Below are 19,153 nucleotides of genomic sequence, written 5' to 3' on the forward strand. Positions count from 1 at the left end.
CCGCGCATGGCAGCCCCCTCCTCCTCGTCCGGCAACCCGCCCATGCCGCGTATCTACTACGCGCGCGCCGGCCTGCCGGCCGAGGCCGCGGCGCGTGAGCCGCTGCTGGCCGGCTTGCGCCACGAGGGTTTCACGGCGGTGCTGGTGCCGGTTCCCTGGCTCTGCCCGCCCGGCGCGCGCTCGCTGGCCCCGGTCGATGCCGACCTGGCGGCGGCGCCGGACGGGCGCACCGAACCGCTGCCGGCGAGGCTGGCGCGCGATGCCCGCAGCGCCGCGGACCATGGCTTGGCGCTGCTGCTGCGGCTCGAGTTGCAGCGGGTGGCCCGCCAGGCCCATGGCGCCACCGCCCCCGCCGCCTGGTACCAGGACCCGGTCGATGACCCGGCGCGCGATCCGCGCCTGCCCTGGCGCGAGCACGACGTGCGGCAGCTGCGCGACGGCCCGCCCGCGGGTTTCATCGAGGCCTGGGCGGCGCGGCTGCTGCGCTGGACGCGCAGCGGCGTGGCCGGCTACGTGGTACAGCCGCCGCCCATGCTCGATGCGCCCGCCTGGCGGGCATTGTTCGAACCGTCGCGCCAGCTCAATGGCGACCTGCGCTGCCTGGCATGGACCCCGGGCCTGCCGCCCGCGGCGCTGGAACGCCTGCGCGGCGCGGGTTTCGACGCGGTCTTCTGCTCGCTGCCGTGGTGGGACTATCGCGCGCCGTGGCTGGCCGAGGAACTGGAGCGCCTGCATGCGGTGGCGCCCGTGATCGCCCCCACCTGCGCCCTGGAGGGAGACGAACCGGAGCCGGACGAGGACACGTCCGAGCGCCCCGCCGTCGACACCCGCCGGGGCTGGGCGGCGGCGTTCTGCGCCGCCGGCTGGCTCGCCGGAGATCTCGACCGCGCGGCCGGCGCCGCCCGCGTCAACTCCTGGCTGCGCGAGGCGCATGTCGCCGGCCCGCCGCGCATCGTCGTCGGCCGCGACGGCGGCGCCACCTTGCTGCTGCGCGCGACCGGCGACCAGGGCGCCGCGCTGCTGGCGCTCAATCCCGACGACACGGGCGCCGCGCGCGTCGACTGGGACCTGGCCGGCGGCCTGCTGCCGGCGGGCGCGATCAAGCCCCGCGACGACGCCCCGGCCGATGACACGCTGGCGCCCGCGGCCTGCGCTCGCTACGACGTGTCGGCGGCACTGCCCGTATGCGCCGCGCCGCGCAACGCGGCCATGCTGCGCAATGACGCCGGCGCGCAAGCGCGCGTGGCCATCGAACAGGTCGCGCCCGCGGTCGACGCCGGCGCGCATGCCGTCAAATGCCGCGTGCACGAACTGGTCCGGGTGCAGGCCGACATCTTCATGGACGGTCATGACCGGCTGGCGGCCGAGCTGCGCTGGCGCGCCGACGACGAACCCGCTTGGCACAGCGTGCCGATGTCCCTGGCCACCAACGACCGCTGGGAAGCCGCCTTCCGGCCAGGGCGGATCGGGCCCCACGCCTTCCAGGTCGCGGCCTGGTACGACGCCTGGGAAAGCTACCGGCACGAGCTGGAGGTCAAGCATGCCGCCGGCGCCAGCCTGCGGCTGGAGCGCGAGGAAGGCCTGCAATTGCTGCGCGAGGCCGACCAGCGCGGCGGGCAGGACGCCCCGCCCGGCGCAGGCGCCGGCCTCATCAAGCGCGCGCTCAAGCTTTGCGCGGCGCGCGATGCCCAGGCCGAACCAGATGCGGACCAGATCGAGATGCTGCTCAGCCCCGCCCTGGCCCAGGCCATGCGGACGCTGGACAGCCGCCCGTTCGAGTCGCTGTCCGCCATCTACCCGGTCTGGGTCGACCGGCCGCAGGCCGTGCACGCCGCCTGGTATGAGCTGTTTCCCCGTTCGCAGGCGGCCGAGCCCGGCCGGCATGGCACGTTCGATGACGTCATCGCGCGCCTGCCCGACATCCGCGAAATGGGCTTCGACGTGCTCTACCTGCCGCCGATCCATCCCATCGGCCAGGCCAACCGCAAAGGGCGCAACAATAGCCTGAGCGCCGGACCGGACGACGTCGGCAGCCCTTACGCCATCGGCTCGCCGGCCGGCGGCCACGACGCCATCGAACCGCGCCTGGGCACCCTGGCGGACTTCCTGCGGCTGGTCAGGGAGGCGGAGCGGCATGGCCTTGAAATGGCCCTGGACTTCGCCATCCAGTGCTCGCCCGACCATCCCTGGCTGAGCCAGCATCCCGACTGGTTCTCGTGGCGGCCCGACGGATCGCTGCGCTATGCCGAGAATCCGCCGAAGAAGTACCAGGACATCGTCAACGTGGCGTTCTACGGCCCCGCGCCCAAGCGCGCCCGCAAGCTCGGGCTGTGGCGCGCGCTGCGCGACATCGTGCTGTTCTGGGTGGGACACGGCGTGCGCATCTTCCGCGTCGACAACCCGCATACCAAGCCCTTGCCCTTCTGGCAGTGGCTGATCGCCGAAGTCCATGCGCGCCATCCGGACGTGCTGTTCCTGTCCGAAGCCTTCACCCGGCCCAAGATGATGTACCGGCTGGCCAAGGTGGGATTCACGCAGTCGTACACCTACTTCACCTGGCGCAACGACAAGGCCGAGCTCGAAGCCTACCTGCAAGAGATCTCGCATGCGCCAGCCGCGGATTTTTTCCGGCCGCACTTCTTCGTCAACACGCCGGACATCAATCCGGTCTTTCTGCAGACCAGCGGCCGTCCCGGCTTCCTGATCCGCGCGGCATTGGCGGCGCTGGGCTCGGGCCTGTGGGGCGTCTACAGCGGCTTCGAACTGTGCGAGGCCGCGCCGGTGCCCGGCAAGGAGGAATACCTGGATTCGGAAAAATACGAGCTGCGCCAGCGCGACTGGCGCCAGCCCGGCAATATCCGCGCCGACATCGCCCGCCTGAACCAGTTGCGCCAGGCCAACCCCGCCCTGCAGAGCCACCGCGGCCTGACGCTGGCGGCAAGCGGCAACGACCGCGTCATCGCCTTCGCCAAGGCCACGCCGGGCAACGGCAACGTGGTGCTGGCGGCCATCAGCCTGGATCCGTTCCATCCCCAGATGGCCCGGGTCGAGCCGCCCTACGCGCTGTTCGCGCCGCCCTGGCCGGACGGCCTGGTGGCCGAAGACCTGCTGGCCGGCCAGCGCGAAACCTGGCGCGGCGAGCGCGAGGTGGCGTTGTCCCCCGACCAACCCTATCGCATCTGGCGGCTGTCGCGTCATGGCTGACGCCGCCAGGGAGCCCATGCCCATGATCAGCCAACCCCACCCCCAGGACGACGGCCTTTGGTACAAGGACGCGGTGGTCTACCAACTGCATGTGAAGTCGTTCTTCGATTCCAACGACGACGGCGTGGGCGACCTGCCCGGGCTGATTTCCAAGCTCGACTACATCGCCAACCTGGGCGTCGATACGATCTGGCTGCTGCCCTTCTACCCTTCGCCGCGGCGCGACGACGGCTACGACATCGCCGACTACCGCGGCGTGCATCCCGACTACGGCACCGTCGCCGACGTGCGCAAGCTGATCCGCGCGGCCCACGCGCGCGGCCTGCGCGTCATCACCGAGCTGGTGGTCAACCATACCTCCGACCAGCATCCGTGGTTCCAGCGGGCGCGCACCTCGCGGCCCGGCTCGGCGGCGCGCAATTTCTACGTTTGGTCGGACAACGACAAGGCCTATGCCGGCACCCGCGTGATCTTCTGCGACACCGAGAAGTCCAACTGGACCTGGGACCCGGTGGCCAACGCCTACTTCTGGCACCGCTTCTACTCGCACCAGCCCGACCTGAACTACGACAATCCGCAGGTGCTCAAGGAAGTGCTGGCGGTGATGCGCCACTGGCTGGACATGGGCGTGGACGGGCTGCGGCTGGACGCCGTGCCCTACCTGGTCGAGCGCGAGGGCACCAACAACGAGAACCTGCCCGAGACCCACCAGGTGCTCAAGCGCATTCGCGCCGTGATCGATAGCGAATATCCCGGGCGCCTGTTGCTGGCCGAGGCCAACCAGTGGCCCGAGGACGCGCAGGAATACTTCGGCAATGGCGACGAATGCCACATGTCGTTCCACTTCCCGCTGATGCCGCGCATGTACATGGCGATTGCGCAGGAAGACCGCTTTCCCATCACTGACATCATCCGCCAGACGCCCGACATCCCCGCCACCTGCCAGTGGGCCATCTTCCTGCGCAACCACGACGAACTGACGCTGGAGATGGTCACCAGCCGCGAACGCGACTACCTCTGGAGCGTCTACGCGGCCGATCCGCGCGCCCGCATCAACCTGGGCATCCGCCGCCGCCTGGCGCCGCTGCTGGAACGCGACCGGCGGCGGGTCGAACTGATGAACAGCCTGCTCTTGTCGATGCCCGGCACGCCGGTGCTGTACTACGGCGACGAACTGGGCATGGGCGACAACGTGCACCTGGGGGACCGCGACGGCGTGCGCACGCCGATGCAATGGTCGCCCGACCGCAACGGCGGCTTCTCGCGCGCCGACCCCGAACGGCTGCCGCTGCCGGTGTTGATGGGGCCGCTGTATGGCTATGAGGCCGTCAACGTCGAGGCCCAGCAGCGCGACCCGCACTCGCTGCTGAACTGGACCCGCCGCATGCTGGCGCAGCGCCGCCAGACCCACGCCTTCGGCCGCGGCACGCTGCGCTTCATCCAGGCCGGCAATCGCAAGATCCTGGCCTACCTGCGGCAATGGCGCGACACCACCATCCTGTGCGTGGCCAACCTGTCCAACGCCGCCCAGCCGGTCGAACTGCCGCTGCAGGCCTTCGACGGCCGCGTGCCGGTGGAGATGCTAGGCGGCACGCCGTTTCCCGCGATCGGCGAGCTGCCCTACCTGCTGACGCTGCCGCCCTACGGCTTTTACTGGATGGACCTGAGCGCCGAGGCAGCGCCGCCCGGCTGGCACGCGAGCGCGCCGGAACGCATGCCGGAGCTGGTCACGCTGGTGTTGCGCGGCCATGCCAACGCCGTCCTCACGGATGGCTCGCGCCAGACCCTGGAAACCGAAGTGCTGCCAGAATACCTGGCGCGCCAGCGCTGGTTCCCCGGCGCCACGCCGCCCGCCCGGGCGTCGCTGGCCTACGCCACGCCCTTCGGCGCCGGCCGGGCCGAATCCTCCGGCGCCGGCACTACCGAATACTACTGGGCCGAAGCCGAGCCAGCCGACGCCGCGGTCGCGCGGCGGGTGCAGATCCCGTTCGCGCTGGTCTGGGACGAGGCCGCGCAAGTGCAGTACCCGATCGCGCGCGTGCGGCGCGGCCCTGAAGTCGGCATCCTGGCCGATGCCTTCCTGCAGCCCGGCTTCGTGCTGGGGGTGGTCGACGCCCTGCGCCACGGCCGCGAATGGGATGGCCGCCAAGGCGGCAAGCCGGGCGAGCGGCCCGGCGTGATCCGCAGCCTGCCCGAACCCGGCATGACGGAACTGGCGCTGGACGCCGAACCGGCGCTGCAATGGATCAGCGGCGAGCAGTCCAACAGTTCGGTGGTGATCGGCGGCAAGGCCATCCTGAAACTGCTGCGCAATGCCCCGCCGGGGCTGTCGGCGGAAGTCGAGATGAGCCGCCACCTGACCCGCGCGGGCTATGCCAACATCCCCGCGCTGCTGGGCGAAATACAACGCGTGGACGGCGATGGCGTGCCCTGCACGCTGGCAGTGCTGTACGCCTACATCGCCAACGAAGGCGACGCCTGGAACTGGACGCTGGACTACCTGAAGCGCACGCTCGCCACGGCGCTGCTGGGCGGCGACAGCCCCGAGGAATTCGAAGCCAGCCTGGAAGGCTATGCCACCCAGGCCGCCACCATCGGCCGGCGCCTGGCGCAATTGCACCAGGTGCTGGCGCGGCCCAGCGACGATCCGGCGTTCGCCCCGGCCATCGCGTCGCAGGAAGAGGCCGATGCCCTCGCCGCGCGCGTCGTGGGCCAGCTCGATCAAGCCGCCCAGGCGCTGCGCGCCTGTGTCGACAGCCTGGAGGAACCTTCGCGGGCCTGCGCCCAATGGCTGTTCGACCACCACGGCCGCCTGGTGGCGCGGATCGAGCGCATGGCGCAAGCCCTCGCCGGCAGCCCGCTGATCCGCGTCCATGGCGATCTGCATCTGGGCCAGGTGCTGGTGGCGCAGACCGATGCCTACCTGATCGACTTCGAGGGCGAACCCGACCAGCCGCTGTCCCTGCGCCGGCAACTGGCCTCGCCCGCCAAGGACGTGGCCGGCATGCTGCGGTCGTTCGACTACGCGGCCGCCGCCGTGGCGCGCCACGATCCGCTGGGCGGCGCCCCCACCGACGCCAACGCGGCGCCGATGGAAAACGCCGCCACCGCGAATTCGCCGGCGCAGTTGCGCGATGCGTTGCTGGCGCGCTTTCGCGCCCGCGCCACCGAGGCCTTTCTGCAGGGCTACGAGGAAGCCGGAGCCGCGCCGTCGCCGGCCTGGCGCACCCTGCTGCAACTGGCCCAACTGGAAAAAGCCGCCTACGAGATCGGCTACGAGGCCGGCCACCGCCCCGACTGGATCTCCATTCCGCTGTGCGCGCTGTCCGGCCTGGCGCATGCGCTGGTGCAGAACGCGGCGATCGACGCCGAGGACCCGACGCCATGAGCCGCCGCAACCACGACCCGCGCGCCAGCGCTGCATCCCCGCATCCCGCGCCGGCCGCCCTGGACGCGGCGCAGCGCGCCGCGCTGCTGGCCGGCGCCCATGACGATCCGTTCGCCGTGCTCGGGCCGCATGACGGCGGCGTGCGCGCGCTGCTGCCCGGCGCGCGCTCGGTGACCGTAGTTGCTCCCGATGGCGCCCGCTTCCCGCTGGCCGACGAGGGCGATGGCCTGTTCAGCGGTCCGGCCGGGCCCGCCCGGGCCGGCGCCGGGCATTCCTACCAACTGGACATCGAATGGCCGGACGCGCGCCAGCATGTCGCCGACACATACGCGTTCGGGCCGCTGCTGCCTACCGAGGCGCTGCAGGGCCTGCGCGACGGTGACTGGCGGGCCGCGCTGGCGTGGCTTGGCGTGCGGCCCGCCAGCGTCGACGGCGTGGACGGGGTGCGCTGCGCGGTCTGGGCGCCGAACGCGCGGCGCGTGGCGCTGGTGGGCGACTTCAACAGCTGGGATCCGCGGCGCCACGGCATGCGCCTGCGCCACGAGGCCGGCGTATGGGAACTGTTCGCGCCGGGCGTCGCGGCCGGCGCGCGCTACAAATTCGCAATCACCGACGCCACCGGCGCGGTCCGCTTCAAGGCCGACCCGCACGCCCGCCGCGCCGAACCGCCGCCGGCCACCGCCTCGATCGTGGATGCGGCCGCCCCCTATCCCTGGACCGACGACGACTGGATGCGGGCGCGCGGCGAACGCCATGCGCCCGGCGCTCCCATCGCCATCTATGAAGTCCACGCGGGCTCCTGGCTGGCGCCGGACGGCGGCTGCCCGTGGCGGCAACTGGCCGACAAGCTGCCCGCCTATGCCGCCTCGATGGGCTTTTCGCACATTGAGCTGATGCCCATCATGGAACACCCGTTCGGCGGATCCTGGGGCTATCAGCCGCTGGGGCTGTTCGCGCCCAGCGCGCGCTTCGGCCCGCCGGCGGCGTTCGCGCACTTCGTCGACCGCTGCCACGCGGCCGGCATCGGCGTGATCCTGGACTGGGTGCCGGCCCACTTCCCCGATGACGCGCATGGGCTGGCCCGTTTTGACGGCACCGCGCTCTACGAGTACGACGACCCGCGCGAAGGCTACCACCCCGACTGGCACACATTGGTCTACAACCTGGGCCGGACCGAAGTCCGTGCCTTCATGATCGCCAGCGCGCTGCACTGGCTGCGGCGGTTCCACGTCGACGGCCTGCGGGTGGACGCGGTGGCGTCGATGCTGTACCGCGACTACAGCCGCCGTCCCGGCGAATGGATTCCGAACCGCCACGGCGGCCGCGAGAACCTGGAGGCCGTCGACTTCCTGCGCGGCCTCAACCAGGCCGTGCGCGACGAGGTGCCCGACGCCATGATGATCGCCGAGGAATCCACCGCCTGGCCCGGGGTCACCGCGCCGGTGGCGGACGGCGGCCTGGGCTTCCACTACAAGTGGAACATGGGCTGGATGCACGACACGCTGCGCTACCTCGCCGAAGACCCGGTGCACCGCAAGTACCACCACGGCGAGCTGACCTTCAGCATGGTCTATGCCTATGCCGAGCGCTACGTCCTGCCGCTCTCGCACGATGAAGTGGTGCACGGCAAGGGATCGCTGCTGAACAAGACGCCCGGCGACGTCACCGCCCGCTTCGCCAATTTGCGCGCCTACCTGGGCTACATGTGGGCCCACCCCGGCAAGAAACTGCTGTTCATGGGCGGCGAGATCGCGCAGGCCGCCGAATGGAACCATGACGCTCCGCTCGACTGGAACCTGCTGGACGATCCGGCCCGCAAGGGCATGCAACGACTGGTCGGCGACCTCAATCGCCTGTACCGCGCCCTGCCCGCGCTGCATGCCCGTGACGCCGATCCAGCCGGCTTTGCCTGGGTCGTCCTGGACGACGCCGATAACAGCGTGGTCGCCTTTCTGCGCACGGACGGCGCCGCGCAGGTGCTGGCGGTCAGCAACTTCACGCCGGTGGCGCGCGCCGCCTACCGCGTCGGCGTGCCGCTGGGCGGCCGCTGGGACGAGATCCTGAACACCGACGCCGGCAGCTACGGCGGCACCGGCGCCGGCAATCTTGGCCGGGCGCAGGCGCGCGCCGAACCGGCGCATGGCCATGCCCAGTCGCTGCTGCTGACGCTGCCGCCGCTATCCACCCTTTACTTCCTGCATCGAGACGAATGACCATGGATCCCTCTCTGTTGACCCGCATGACTGCCGGCCAGCCCTATCCGCTCGGCGCCGTCAGCGATGGCCTGGGCGTGAACTTCGCCGTTTTCTCGGCCAACGCCACGCGCATCGAGGTGTGCGTGTTCGACAGCCGCGGCCGCAAGGAACTGCGCCGCTTCGACCTGCCGGAGTGCACCGACGAGATCTGGCACGGCTACCTGCCCGACGCCCAGCCCGGGCTGGTCTACGGTTTGCGGGCCCACGGCCCGTACGACCCGCGCAACGGCCATCGCTTCAATCCGCACAAGCTGCTGCTGGACCCGTACGCGCGCCAGCTGACCGGCCCCGTGAACTGGAGCGACGCGCTGTTCGGCTACCGCCTGAACCACGCCCGCGCCGACCTGACGATGGACCGGCGCGACAGCGCGCCCGCCATGCCCAAGGCGGTGGTCGCCGAGGACCTGCCCTTCAACTGGGGCAACAGCAAGCCCCCGCGCACCGGCTGGACCGACAGCGTCATCTACGAAGTCCACCTGCGCGGCGCCTCGATGCAGCGCGAGGACCTGCGCCAGCCGCTGCGCGGCACCAGCGCCGCGCTGGCCGATCCCCGCTTCATCGAGCACCTGCAACGCCTGGGCGTCACCGCCGTCGAACTGCTGCCGGTGCACGCGTTCCTGCAGGACCGCTTCCTGCTCGAACGCGGACTGCGCAACTATTGGGGCTACAACACGCTGTCGTTCTTCGCGCCCGAACCCTCCTATCTGCAGCACGGGCCCAACGACCTGCGCCAGGCCATCCGGCGGCTGCACGCGGCCGGCCTGGAGGTCATCCTGGACGTGGTCTACAACCATACCTGCGAAGGCAACGAACTGGGCCCCACGCTGTCCTGGCGAGGCCTGGACAATGCCAGCTACTACCGCCTGGTTCCGGGCGAGGAACGCCACTACATCAACGACACCGGCTGCGGCAATACGGTCAACCTGTCGCACCCGCGGGTGCTGCAGATGGTGACCGACTCGCTGCGCTACTGGGTGCGTTCCTACGGCGTGGACGGCTTCCGCTTCGACCTGGGCGTCACCCTGGGGCGGGAAGGCACCGGCTTCGATCCCGGCTCGGGCTTCTTCGACGCCCTGCTGCAGGACCCGGAGCTGGCGCATGCCAAGCTCATTTCCGAGCCGTGGGACATCGGCCCGGACGGCTATCAGCTGGGCAACCATCCGCCCGGCTTCGCTGAATGGAACGATCGCTACCGCGATACGGTGCGGCGCTACTGGCGCGGGGACGATGGCCAGCGCGGCGACATGGCGGCCCGGCTGACCGGTTCGCGCGACGTATTCGACCGCCGCCACCGCCGCCCCTGGGCCAGCGTCAATTTCGTGGCCTCGCACGACGGCTTCACCGTGCGCGACGTGGTCAGCTACGACGGCCGGCACAACGAGGCCAACGGCGAAAACGGCGACGATGGTCATCCCGAGAACTACAGCAGCAACTGGGGCGAGGAAGGCCCGAGCACCGATGAAGCGGTGCTGGAGCGCCGCGCCCGCGTGCAGCGCGCGCTGCTGGCGACGCTGTGCCTATCGGATGGCACCCCGATGCTGCTGGCCGGCGACGAATTCGGCAACAGCCAGGAGGGCAACAACAACGCCTACTGTCAGGACAACCCGCTGTCCTGGCTGGACTGGACGCAGGCCCAAAGCGATGAAGGCCGCGCCTTGAGCCAGATGGTGGCGCGCGCGCTGGCGCTGCGGCGCGGCCACCCGGCGCTGCGCGCGGCCCGCTACGGCGATGCGGCGCGCGAGATCTGTCCGGGCGTGGCCGCCATCGACTGGTTCAACCCCGACGGCCAGCCCATCGAACCGGCATCCTGGGAGGACGCCGGCGCCAAGGCCATGGCCTTGCGGCGCGCCGCCCTGCGCGAGGACGGCAGCGCCGACGTCACGCTGCTGCTGCTCAATCCGGGCAGCGAAGCGCAGCCGTTCACCCTGCCGTCGCCGACGCTGGCCTGGATACGCGAACTGGACTCGTCCGCGCCGGCCGCGGCCGCGCCGGTCCATGGCGCCGAAGTCACGGTGCAGGCCCAAAGCCTGCTGCTGCTGGCCGCCGCCCCCGTCCCCGGACAAGCATCATGAGCGCCTGGCCCGAACCTTTCTCCTTCGGCGCCCTGCCCTTGCCCGACGGCCGCACCCGCTTTCGCCTGTGGGCGCCGACGGCCGCGCCCGGGCTGGCGCTGGTGATCGAGGGACGCGCGCCCATCGCGCTGCACCCCGACGCGCAAGGCTACGCCCAGGTAGACGTCGATTGCGGCGCCGGCACGCGCTACCGCTATCGCCTCGGCGACGGCACCCTGGTGCCGGATCCCGCCTCGCGCCTGCAGCAGGATGACGTGCACGGCGCCAGCATCGTCACCGGCGCCGACGCCTACCCCTGGCGGCATCCGGGCTGGCGCGGGCGGCCATGGGAAGAGACCGTGCTGTACGAAGTCCACGCCGGGCTGGCGGGCGGCTACGCCGGCCTGCGCCAGCGCCTGCCGGCGCTGGCCGAACTGGGCGTCACCCTGCTCGAACTGATGCCGCTGGCGGACTTCCCCGGACCCCGCAACTGGGGCTACGACGGCGTCCTGCCCTATGCGCCCGACACCGCCTACGGCTCTCCCGACGACCTGAAGGCGCTGATCGACAGCGCCCATGGCCTGGGCATGGGCGTCATGCTGGACGTGGTCTACAACCACTTCGGCCCGGATGGCAATTTCCTGGCCAGCTACGCCGCGCCATTCTTTCGCGACGATATCCAAACCCCCTGGGGCGCGGCCATCGATTTTCGCCAGGCAGCGGTGCGCCGCTATTTCGCCGAGAATGCCCTGCACTGGCTCGGCGAGTACCGTTTCGACGGCCTGCGGCTGGACGCGGTGCACGCCATCGCCGGCCATGGCTGGCTGGAGGAACTGGCGCAGCACGTGCGCGGCCAGTTGCCCGGACGCCACGTCCACCTGGTGCTGGAGAACGACGACAATCGCGCGTCGCTGCTGCAGGCGGGCTACGACGCGCAATGGAACGACGACGCGCACCATGTCCTGCATCACCTGCTGACCGGCGAGTCCCAAGGCTACTACGCCGACTATGCGGCGCAGCCATCCGAGGCGCTGGCGCGCTGCCTGGAACAGGGCTGGCTCTATCAAGGCCAGCCCAGCGCCCACCGCGGCGGCCGGCCGCGCGGTGAACCCAGCGCCCATCTGCCGCCCACGGCCTTCGTCCTGTTCCTGCAGAACCACGACCAGACCGGCAACCGCGCCCACGGCGACCGCCTGACCCGGCTGGTGCCGTCGGCCGACCGGCTGCGCGCGGCGGTGGCGCTGCAATTGCTGTCGCCCCAGATCCCGCTGATCTTCATGGGCGAGGAAATCGGCAGCGAATCGCCGTTCCTGTATTTCACCAGCCACACGGATCCGGCCCTGGCGCAAGCGGTGCGCGAGGGCCGGCGGCGCGAGTTCTCGTCCTTTGCCGAATTCAGCGGCCCCGACGCCGCCACGCTGCCCGATCCCGATGATCCCGCCACCTACGCGCGCAGCCAGCCCTGGACGGCGGAACAGGACGATGACGCCAAGACCTGGCTCACCTACTATCGCGCGCTGCTGCATTTGCGCCAGCGCGCGCTGGCGCCGCGCCTGCGCGGCGCCGCCAGCCTGGGCGCGCTGGCGCTGGGCGAACGCGGCGTGCATGCGCGCTGGCGCCTGGGCGATGGCGCGGTGCTGACGCTGTACGCCAACCTGGGCGCAGCGCCCGAACCCCTGCCGTCATCGTTGGCGCCCACCGGGGATTTTTCCGACCTGCTGTTCGAATCATTGCCCGGCGCCCGTGCCGCGCTGGCCACGGGCAGCGTGTGCGGCGACAGCGCGGTGTACCTGCTGGAGGACGCCGCATGAGTGCCACGCTCTCGGCGCTGGCCATGGCCGCCGGCCTGGCCGAGCATTGGACCGACGCCCGCCAGCAGCCGCGCGCGGTCGCGCCTGACACCTTGCGCGCCCTGCTGCGCGCGATGGACCTGCCCGCCGACAGCGAGGCCGATATCCGCGACAGCCACGCGCGGCTGGCCGCGGCCCGCAGCCAGGCCCGGCTGCCCGCGATGATGGTCGCGGTAGCCGGGGGCAGGCTGCGGCTGCCGCCCGCCTGCGCCGGCGCCTACGAAATCAGCGCCGTGCATGCCCGCGCCCTGGCCGGCCACACCACCACGGACGCGACCGGCATGCCAGAACTCCTCCTGCCCACGGTGCCCGGCTACTACACGCTGGCGCTGCCGGGCGGCGTCACCACCCTGGCGGTGGCGCCGGCCAGCGCGCCGCCGCCCTCCCTGTTGCTGGACGAACCCGAGCCGCGCGCATGGGGCCTGGCCGCGCAGGTCTACAGCCTGCGGCGGCAGGCCGCCGATCCCGTCCAGGCGACCCACGGCTTCGGCGACTTCGGCGCCCTGCGCGACCTGGCCATCAGCGCCGGCGCGGCAGGCGCCGACGCGCTGGCCATGAGTCCGGTGCATGCCATGTTTGCCGCCGACCCCGGCCAATACAGCCCCTACTCGCCCTCCAGCCGGCTGTTCCTGAATACGCTGTACGCCGATCCCGCCGCCGTGCTCGGCGCCGAGGCCGTGCGCGCGGCGCTTGCGCGCATGGGGCAGGCGGCGCAACAGGCGCTGCACGCGCTGGAACAACGCGACCTGATCGATTGGCCCCAGGCCGCGCGGGCGCGCCGGCGGCTGTTGCGCGAGTTGCACCGCGGCTTCCAGCATACCGCCACCGCGGACCAGCGCCAGGCGCTGCAGGCGTTCTGCCGCGCCGGCGGCCAGGACCTGCGCGACCACGCGCTGTTCGAGGCGCTGCACGAGAACCTTGCGCAACTGCCCGGCGCGCCGCGCAGCTGGACCGCCTGGCCCGACGGGCTGCGCGACCCGCGCTCGAACGAAACCCGCGGCTTCGCCCAGGCGCAGGCGGGTGAACTGGACTTTCATCAATTCACGCAATGGCTGGCCGCCGTCAGCCTGTCGCAGGTGCAGCAGGCAGCCCGTGGCGCCGGCATGCGCATCGGCTTGATCGCGGACCTGGCGATCGGCGCCAGCCCGGCCGGCAGCCACGCCTGGAGTCACCAGGCCGACCTGATGCGGCGCGCCGGCGTGGGCGCCCCGCCCGATATCCACAACCCCTTGGGCCAGGCCTGGGGCCTGACCGCCCTGTCGCCCCAGGCGCTGCGGGAATCGGGCTACGCCGCCTTCATTGCCCTGCTGCGCGCCGGCCTGGCGCAGGCGGGCGGACTGCGCATCGACCATATCCTGGGCATGGCGCGCCTGTGGCTGATTCCGGACGGGGCGGCGGCGGCCGACGGCGCCTATCTGCGTTATCCGCTGCGCACGCTGCTGCGCCTGACGGCGCTGGAAGCCTGGCGCCACCGGGCGCTGATGATCGGCGAGAACCTGGGCACCGTGCCCGAGGGCTTCGACGACGCGCTGCGCGAACACGGCCTGCTGGGCATGGACGTGCTGTGGTTCATGCGCGAAGCGTCCGCCGCGCCCTCGCCCGCCGCGTTCACGGCGCCGGGCGCCTGGCCCGCGCAGGCCGCGGCCATGACCACGACCCACGACCTGCCCACGCTGGAGGGCTGGTGGCGCGGCCGCGACATCGACTGGCGCGCCAGCCTGGACCTTCTGGGCCCGCAGGAAAGCGCGGCCGACCTGCGCGCCGCGCGCGCCGCCGATCGCGAAAGCTTGTGGCAGGCCGTGCGCGCGCATGCCCACCAGCCGCCCGAACCCGCGCCGGAACAGGTCCCTGCGGCTACGCTGCTGGCCTATGTGGCGGCGGCGCCGTGCCCCTTGGCCCTGGTGCCGCTGGAAGACGCCACCGGCATGGTCGACCAGCCCAATCTGCCGGGCGCCGACAGCCGCCATCCCAACTGGCGTCAGCGCCAGCCGCTGGCCGCCGCCGACTGCCTGGAGGCGCCCGCCGCGCGCGAACGGCTGGCGCCGCTACGGTCCCTGAGAGGGCGCAAGCCATGAACGGCGCCAACCCGTCCGCCACGCGCGCGCCCTTGCGCCCGCGCGCCACCGCCCGCCTGCAGCTGCATGCCGGCTACACCCTGGACGACGCGCGCGACCAGGTCGCCTACCTGGCCGACCTGGGCATCAGCCACCTGTACCTGTCGCCCATCACGCGCGCGCGCGCCGGCTCGACCCACGGCTACGATGTCATCGACCATGGCCAGGTCAGCCCGGAACTGGGCGGCGAGGCCGCCCTTCGGCGCCTGGCGGACGAGGCCCGCGCCCACGGCATGGGATTGATCGCCGACATCGTGCCCAACCACATGGCCGCCGACGTCTCCAACCCCTGGTGGGCCGACGTGCTGCGCTACGGCGAACGCAGCCAGCATTCGCGCTGCTTCGACATCGACTGGCGCGCCCCCGACCCCGCCCTGCGCGGCAAGGTATTGCTGCCGGTGCTGCCCGATCCGTACGGCGAATGCCTGGATGCCGGCGCCATCGCCCTGGCGCACGACCGCGCCCAGGGTTACACCATCGTGGTGGGCGGCCAGCGCTATCCCCTGGCCGAAGCGCCCTTGCCGGTGCAAAGCCCCGCGCGCACGTGCGCCGCGCATGCGCCGGACACGATGCCCGGCCGGCGCCGCCTGCACCAGTTGCTGGAACGCCAGCATTACCGCCTGGCCTGGTGGCGCACCGCGCCCGACCAGATCAACTGGCGACGCTTCTTCGAAATCCACGAGCTGGTTGGCGTGCGGGTCGAGGACGACGTCGTATTCGACGCCGTGCACGCGCTGCCCCTGCGCCTGTACCGCGAAGGCTTGCTCGACGGGCTGCGCATCGACCACATCGACGGCCTGGCCGCGCCGGGCGCCTACCTGCGCCGGTTGCGCGCGGCGCTGGCCCAGGCGGCGCCGGCGCGCGCGCAGGCCGGCCTGGCCACCGAACCCTATCTGGTCGTGGAAAAGATCCTGGCCGATGACGAGCGCATCGACCCGCGCTGGGCCACCGACGGCACCACCGGCTATGACTTCATGGACCAGGTCGGCGCGCTGCTGCACGCGCCCGCCGCGCGTGAACCGCTGGCGCAATTCTGGCAGGCCTTGAGCGGCGACACCCGGACGCCGTCGGCGCAGCTGCGCGGCGCCCGCGAACTCATGCTGGCGCGCCACTTCGCCGCCGAACGACTGGTGCTGGTACGCGCGCTGACGCGCGTGGCGCGCCTGGACCTGCGCACCCGCGACTGGGCCGCGCCGGCGATCGATCGCGCCGTGACGGCCTTGCTGGCGGCGTTTCCCGCGTACCGCAGCTACGCGGAGGACGGCGGGCGCGGCGGCGCCGACGCGAGCCATTGGCGCGCGGCGCTGGCCGCTGCCGGCAGCGCGCTGGGGGCCGCCCCCGGCAGCCCCGACGACCGCCTGCTGCGCCTGCTGGACCAATGGCTGGACGGCGCGCCCGGCCAGCCCCAGGACGAGAACGCGGCCAACGCCGTGCGCAACGCGCGCGCCCGTGCCCTGCGCCACTTCCAGCAGCTGACGCCGCCGCTGGCCGCCAAAGCGCTGGAAGACACGCTGTTCTATCGCTACGGTCCGCTGCTCTCGCGCAACGAGGTTGGCGCCAGTCCCGCGCGCTTCGCGCTGCAGCCCGAAGCCTTTCTCGACGCCTGCGCCGCGCGGGCCGCCAGCCATCCCGACGCCATGCTGGCCACCGCCACCCACGACCACAAACGCGGCGAAGACAGCCGTTGCCGCCTGGCGGCGCTGAGCGAAATCCCGCAGGACTGGATCGCCACCGCCCGCGACTGGATCGAACGCCTGCCCGCCCGCGACGGCATGCCCACGCGCGCCGACCGCTATCTGTTGCTGCAGACGCTGGTCGGCGCCTGGCCGCTCGACCTTGCGCCCGATGATATCGCCGCCCGTCCCGACGCGGTCGGTGCCTACCTGGCGCGCGTGGCGCAGTGGCAGGTGAAGGCCCTGCGCGAGGCCAAGTTGCACACGCGCTGGACCGCGCCCGACGCCCCCTATGAAGACGCCGCCGCGCAAGCGCTCGACGCCCTGTCGACGACCACCGACGGCCAGGCGCTGTTGCGCGAGATCGCCGCCTATGCGCTGCGGCTGGCGCCCGCCGGGCTGATCAACAGCCTGGCCCAGACCCTGCTGCGCAATACCCTGCCCGGCGTGCCCGACCTGTACCAGGGCGCCGACCTGTGGGATTTCAGCCTGGTCGATCCCGACAATCGCCGGCCGGTCGACTATACCGGGCGCGCGGCCCTGCTGGCCGCCGCGCCACGCGGCGACGCCGCCATCGACACCGGCGCCGCCGCATGGCGCAGCGGCGCGGTCAAGCAGGCGCTGATCCAGCGCGCGCTGGCCCTGCGCGCGCGCCATCCCGCGCTATTGCGCGACGGCACGCTGCAAGCCGTTGCCGCGCAGGGACCGCGCGCGCAACATGTGCTGGCCTTCCTGCGGCGCCATGAGGATCAGGCCATGCTGGTCGTCGTGCCGCGCCTGTGCGCCACGGCGATCGCCGGCTATGCGCGGGCCGACGCCGCGACGGCCAGCGCCCATTGGTCCGGCACTCGCCTGCTGCCGCCGGACGATATGCCGCGCCCGCTGCTGGAGCTGCTGTCGTCGCGGCATGCCGATACGGCCTGGGACCTGGCCGACCTGCTGCGCGATAGCCCCGTCGCGTTATGCGTGATTGCAAAGTAACCCCTGTCCAAGCAACAGATGCTCGCACTTGCAACAGGACATGGCATGAATGGCAACGACGCCCCCGCCGGGCGTATGCTCATAGGCGCAGTGCCGGGCGCGATACGCCCGAAGCAGTGCGCCCAAAAGCGATAAACCGGCAGGGGACATGCCTCTTTTCCATTCCGATGGCGGACGCGCCATGGCCCCCGCGCATCCGGAGAGGAGAAGACAGTTGGCAAACACCCCCAATACCGAACTCAAGGGCGGCCTGAAATCCCGCCACCTCACGATGATGTCCATCGCCGGCGTGATCGGCGCGGCGCTGTTCGTCGGCTCCGGCAAGCAGATCGCCCTGGCCGGCCCCGCCGTCATCCTGGCCTATGTCGGCGGCGGCATACTGGTCATCCTGGCCATGCGCATGCTGGGCGAGATGGCGGTGGCGCAGCCGGACACCGGCTCGTTCTCGACCTATGCCGATCGCGCCATCGGACGCTGGGCGGGCTTTACCATCGGCTGGCTCTACTGGTACTTCTGGGCCCTGCTGATGGGCTGGGAGGCCTACGTCGCCGGGCAGATCCTGCACGGCTGGTTCCCGCTGGTGCCGGCCTGGGGCTATGCGCTCCTGGTCACCGTGTCCCTGCTGATCGTCAACTTCCTGAACGTGCGCAACTACGGCGAATTCGAATTCTGGTTCGCGCTCGTCAAGGTGGTGGCCATCGTGCTGTTCCTGGTCATGGGCAGCCTGGCGCTGGCGCACCTGTGGCCGTGGGGCGACGCCAAGGGATGGAGCCACCTGACCAGCCAGGGCTTCATGCCCAACGGCCCGAAGTCCGTGGTGGTGGCCCTGCTGGGCGTGATGTTCGCCTTCATCGGCGCCGAGATCGTCACCGTGGCCGCCGCCGAATCGGCCGACCCGGGCCGCGAGATCATCAAGACCACGCGCTCGGTGGTGTGGCGCATCTGCCTGTTCTACGTGGGGTCGATCTTCATCGTGGTCTGCCTGGTGCCGTACAACGCGCCGGGCCTCACGCAGCCGACCCAGGGCACCTACAACATCGCGCTCGACGCGCTGGGCATCCCGCACGCGCAACTTATCGTCAACTTCATCGTGCTGACCTCGGTATGCAGCTGCTTCAATTCGGCGCTGTACACCGCCTCGCGCATGCTCTATTCGCTCGCCCGGCGCGGCGACGCCCACCGCGTCATGCAGATCACCGGGCGCAAGACCGGCACGCCGTATGTGGGCGTGCTCATCTCCAGCCTGTTCGCCTTCGCCGCGGTCTGGATGATGGCCACCTCGAAGATGGACGTCTATGACGTCCTGATGCAGGCCACGGGCACCATCGCGCTGTTCGTCTACCTGGCCATCGCCTTCTCGCAGCTGCGCATGCGCCAGCGCCTGCAGGCGCGCGGCGTGCGGCTGGAATTCAGGATGTGGCTGTTTCCGTGGCTGACGTACGCGGTGATCGTCTGCATTGTCGCAGCGCTCGTCACCATGGTGATCGAAGGCACCTACCGCAACGAAGTGGTCTACACCTCGATCCTGGCCGGCGTCATCGTCGCCATGGGCATCGTCGCGCAGGTGTTCGGCATCGGCACGCGCGCCCGGGCCGAAGCGGAACTGGCGCCGGCGGGAGCCGAGTAGGCCGCCAGCC

The 19,153-nt window shown here is 71.4% G+C and carries 8 protein-coding genes; all 8 read left to right on the plus strand.

The annotated features are described in order from the left end of the window. Positions 1 to 6 precede the first annotated feature (6 nt). The 8 genes from AC6CR5_RS11360 to AC6CR5_RS11395 all read left to right on the plus strand — a co-directional run bounded on the left by AC6CR5_RS11360 (position 7) and on the right by AC6CR5_RS11395 (position 19,143). On the plus strand, positions 7 to 3,204 hold the full coding sequence (locus tag AC6CR5_RS11360; protein WP_498085629.1) for a maltotransferase domain-containing protein: 3,198 nt from the start codon (positions 7 to 9) through the stop codon (positions 3,202 to 3,204). Between the two features lie 22 nt (positions 3,205 to 3,226). Then, positions 3,227 to 6,592, plus strand: a complete 3,366-nt coding sequence (gene treS, locus AC6CR5_RS11365; protein ID WP_054498796.1) for a maltose alpha-D-glucosyltransferase — start codon at positions 3,227 to 3,229, stop codon at positions 6,590 to 6,592. Further along, positions 6,589 to 8,805 carry a 1,4-alpha-glucan branching protein GlgB gene (gene glgB, locus AC6CR5_RS11370; RefSeq protein WP_498085630.1) on the plus strand — a complete coding sequence of 739 codons (2,217 nt, stop codon included), beginning with the start codon at positions 6,589 to 6,591 and terminating at the stop codon, positions 8,803 to 8,805. The genes treS and glgB overlap by 4 nt, the downstream gene beginning before the upstream one ends. A 2-nt stretch (positions 8,806 to 8,807) precedes the next feature. Further along, positions 8,808 to 10,919, plus strand: coding sequence for a glycogen debranching protein GlgX (gene glgX / locus AC6CR5_RS11375; RefSeq protein ID WP_054516161.1), 2,112 nt, complete (start codon positions 8,808 to 8,810; stop codon positions 10,917 to 10,919). Continuing rightward, complete coding sequence (gene treZ, locus AC6CR5_RS11380; RefSeq protein WP_172999694.1) at positions 10,916 to 12,709, plus strand: malto-oligosyltrehalose trehalohydrolase; 1,794 nt, start codon at positions 10,916 to 10,918, stop codon at positions 12,707 to 12,709. Before glgX ends, treZ begins: the two co-directional genes overlap by 4 nt. Next, the gene (gene malQ / locus AC6CR5_RS11385) at positions 12,706 to 14,823 is read left to right on the plus strand and encodes a 4-alpha-glucanotransferase (RefSeq protein ID WP_498085631.1); all 2,118 of its coding nucleotides are present in this window, start codon (positions 12,706 to 12,708) and stop codon (positions 14,821 to 14,823) included. The genes treZ and malQ overlap by 4 nt, the downstream gene beginning before the upstream one ends. Then, positions 14,820 to 17,516: a malto-oligosyltrehalose synthase gene (gene treY, locus AC6CR5_RS11390; protein ID WP_498085632.1), complete on the plus strand. Its 2,697-nt coding sequence runs from the start codon at positions 14,820 to 14,822 to the stop codon at positions 17,514 to 17,516. The genes malQ and treY overlap by 4 nt, the downstream gene beginning before the upstream one ends. Before the next feature lie 181 nt (positions 17,517 to 17,697). Further along, on the plus strand, positions 17,698 to 19,143 hold the full coding sequence (locus AC6CR5_RS11395) for an amino acid permease (RefSeq protein ID WP_047991368.1): 1,446 nt from the start codon (positions 17,698 to 17,700) through the stop codon (positions 19,141 to 19,143). The last annotated feature ends 10 nt before the right edge of the window (positions 19,144 to 19,153 follow it).

It is taken from the genome of Achromobacter sp. EG18 (genome assembly GCF_059759395.1).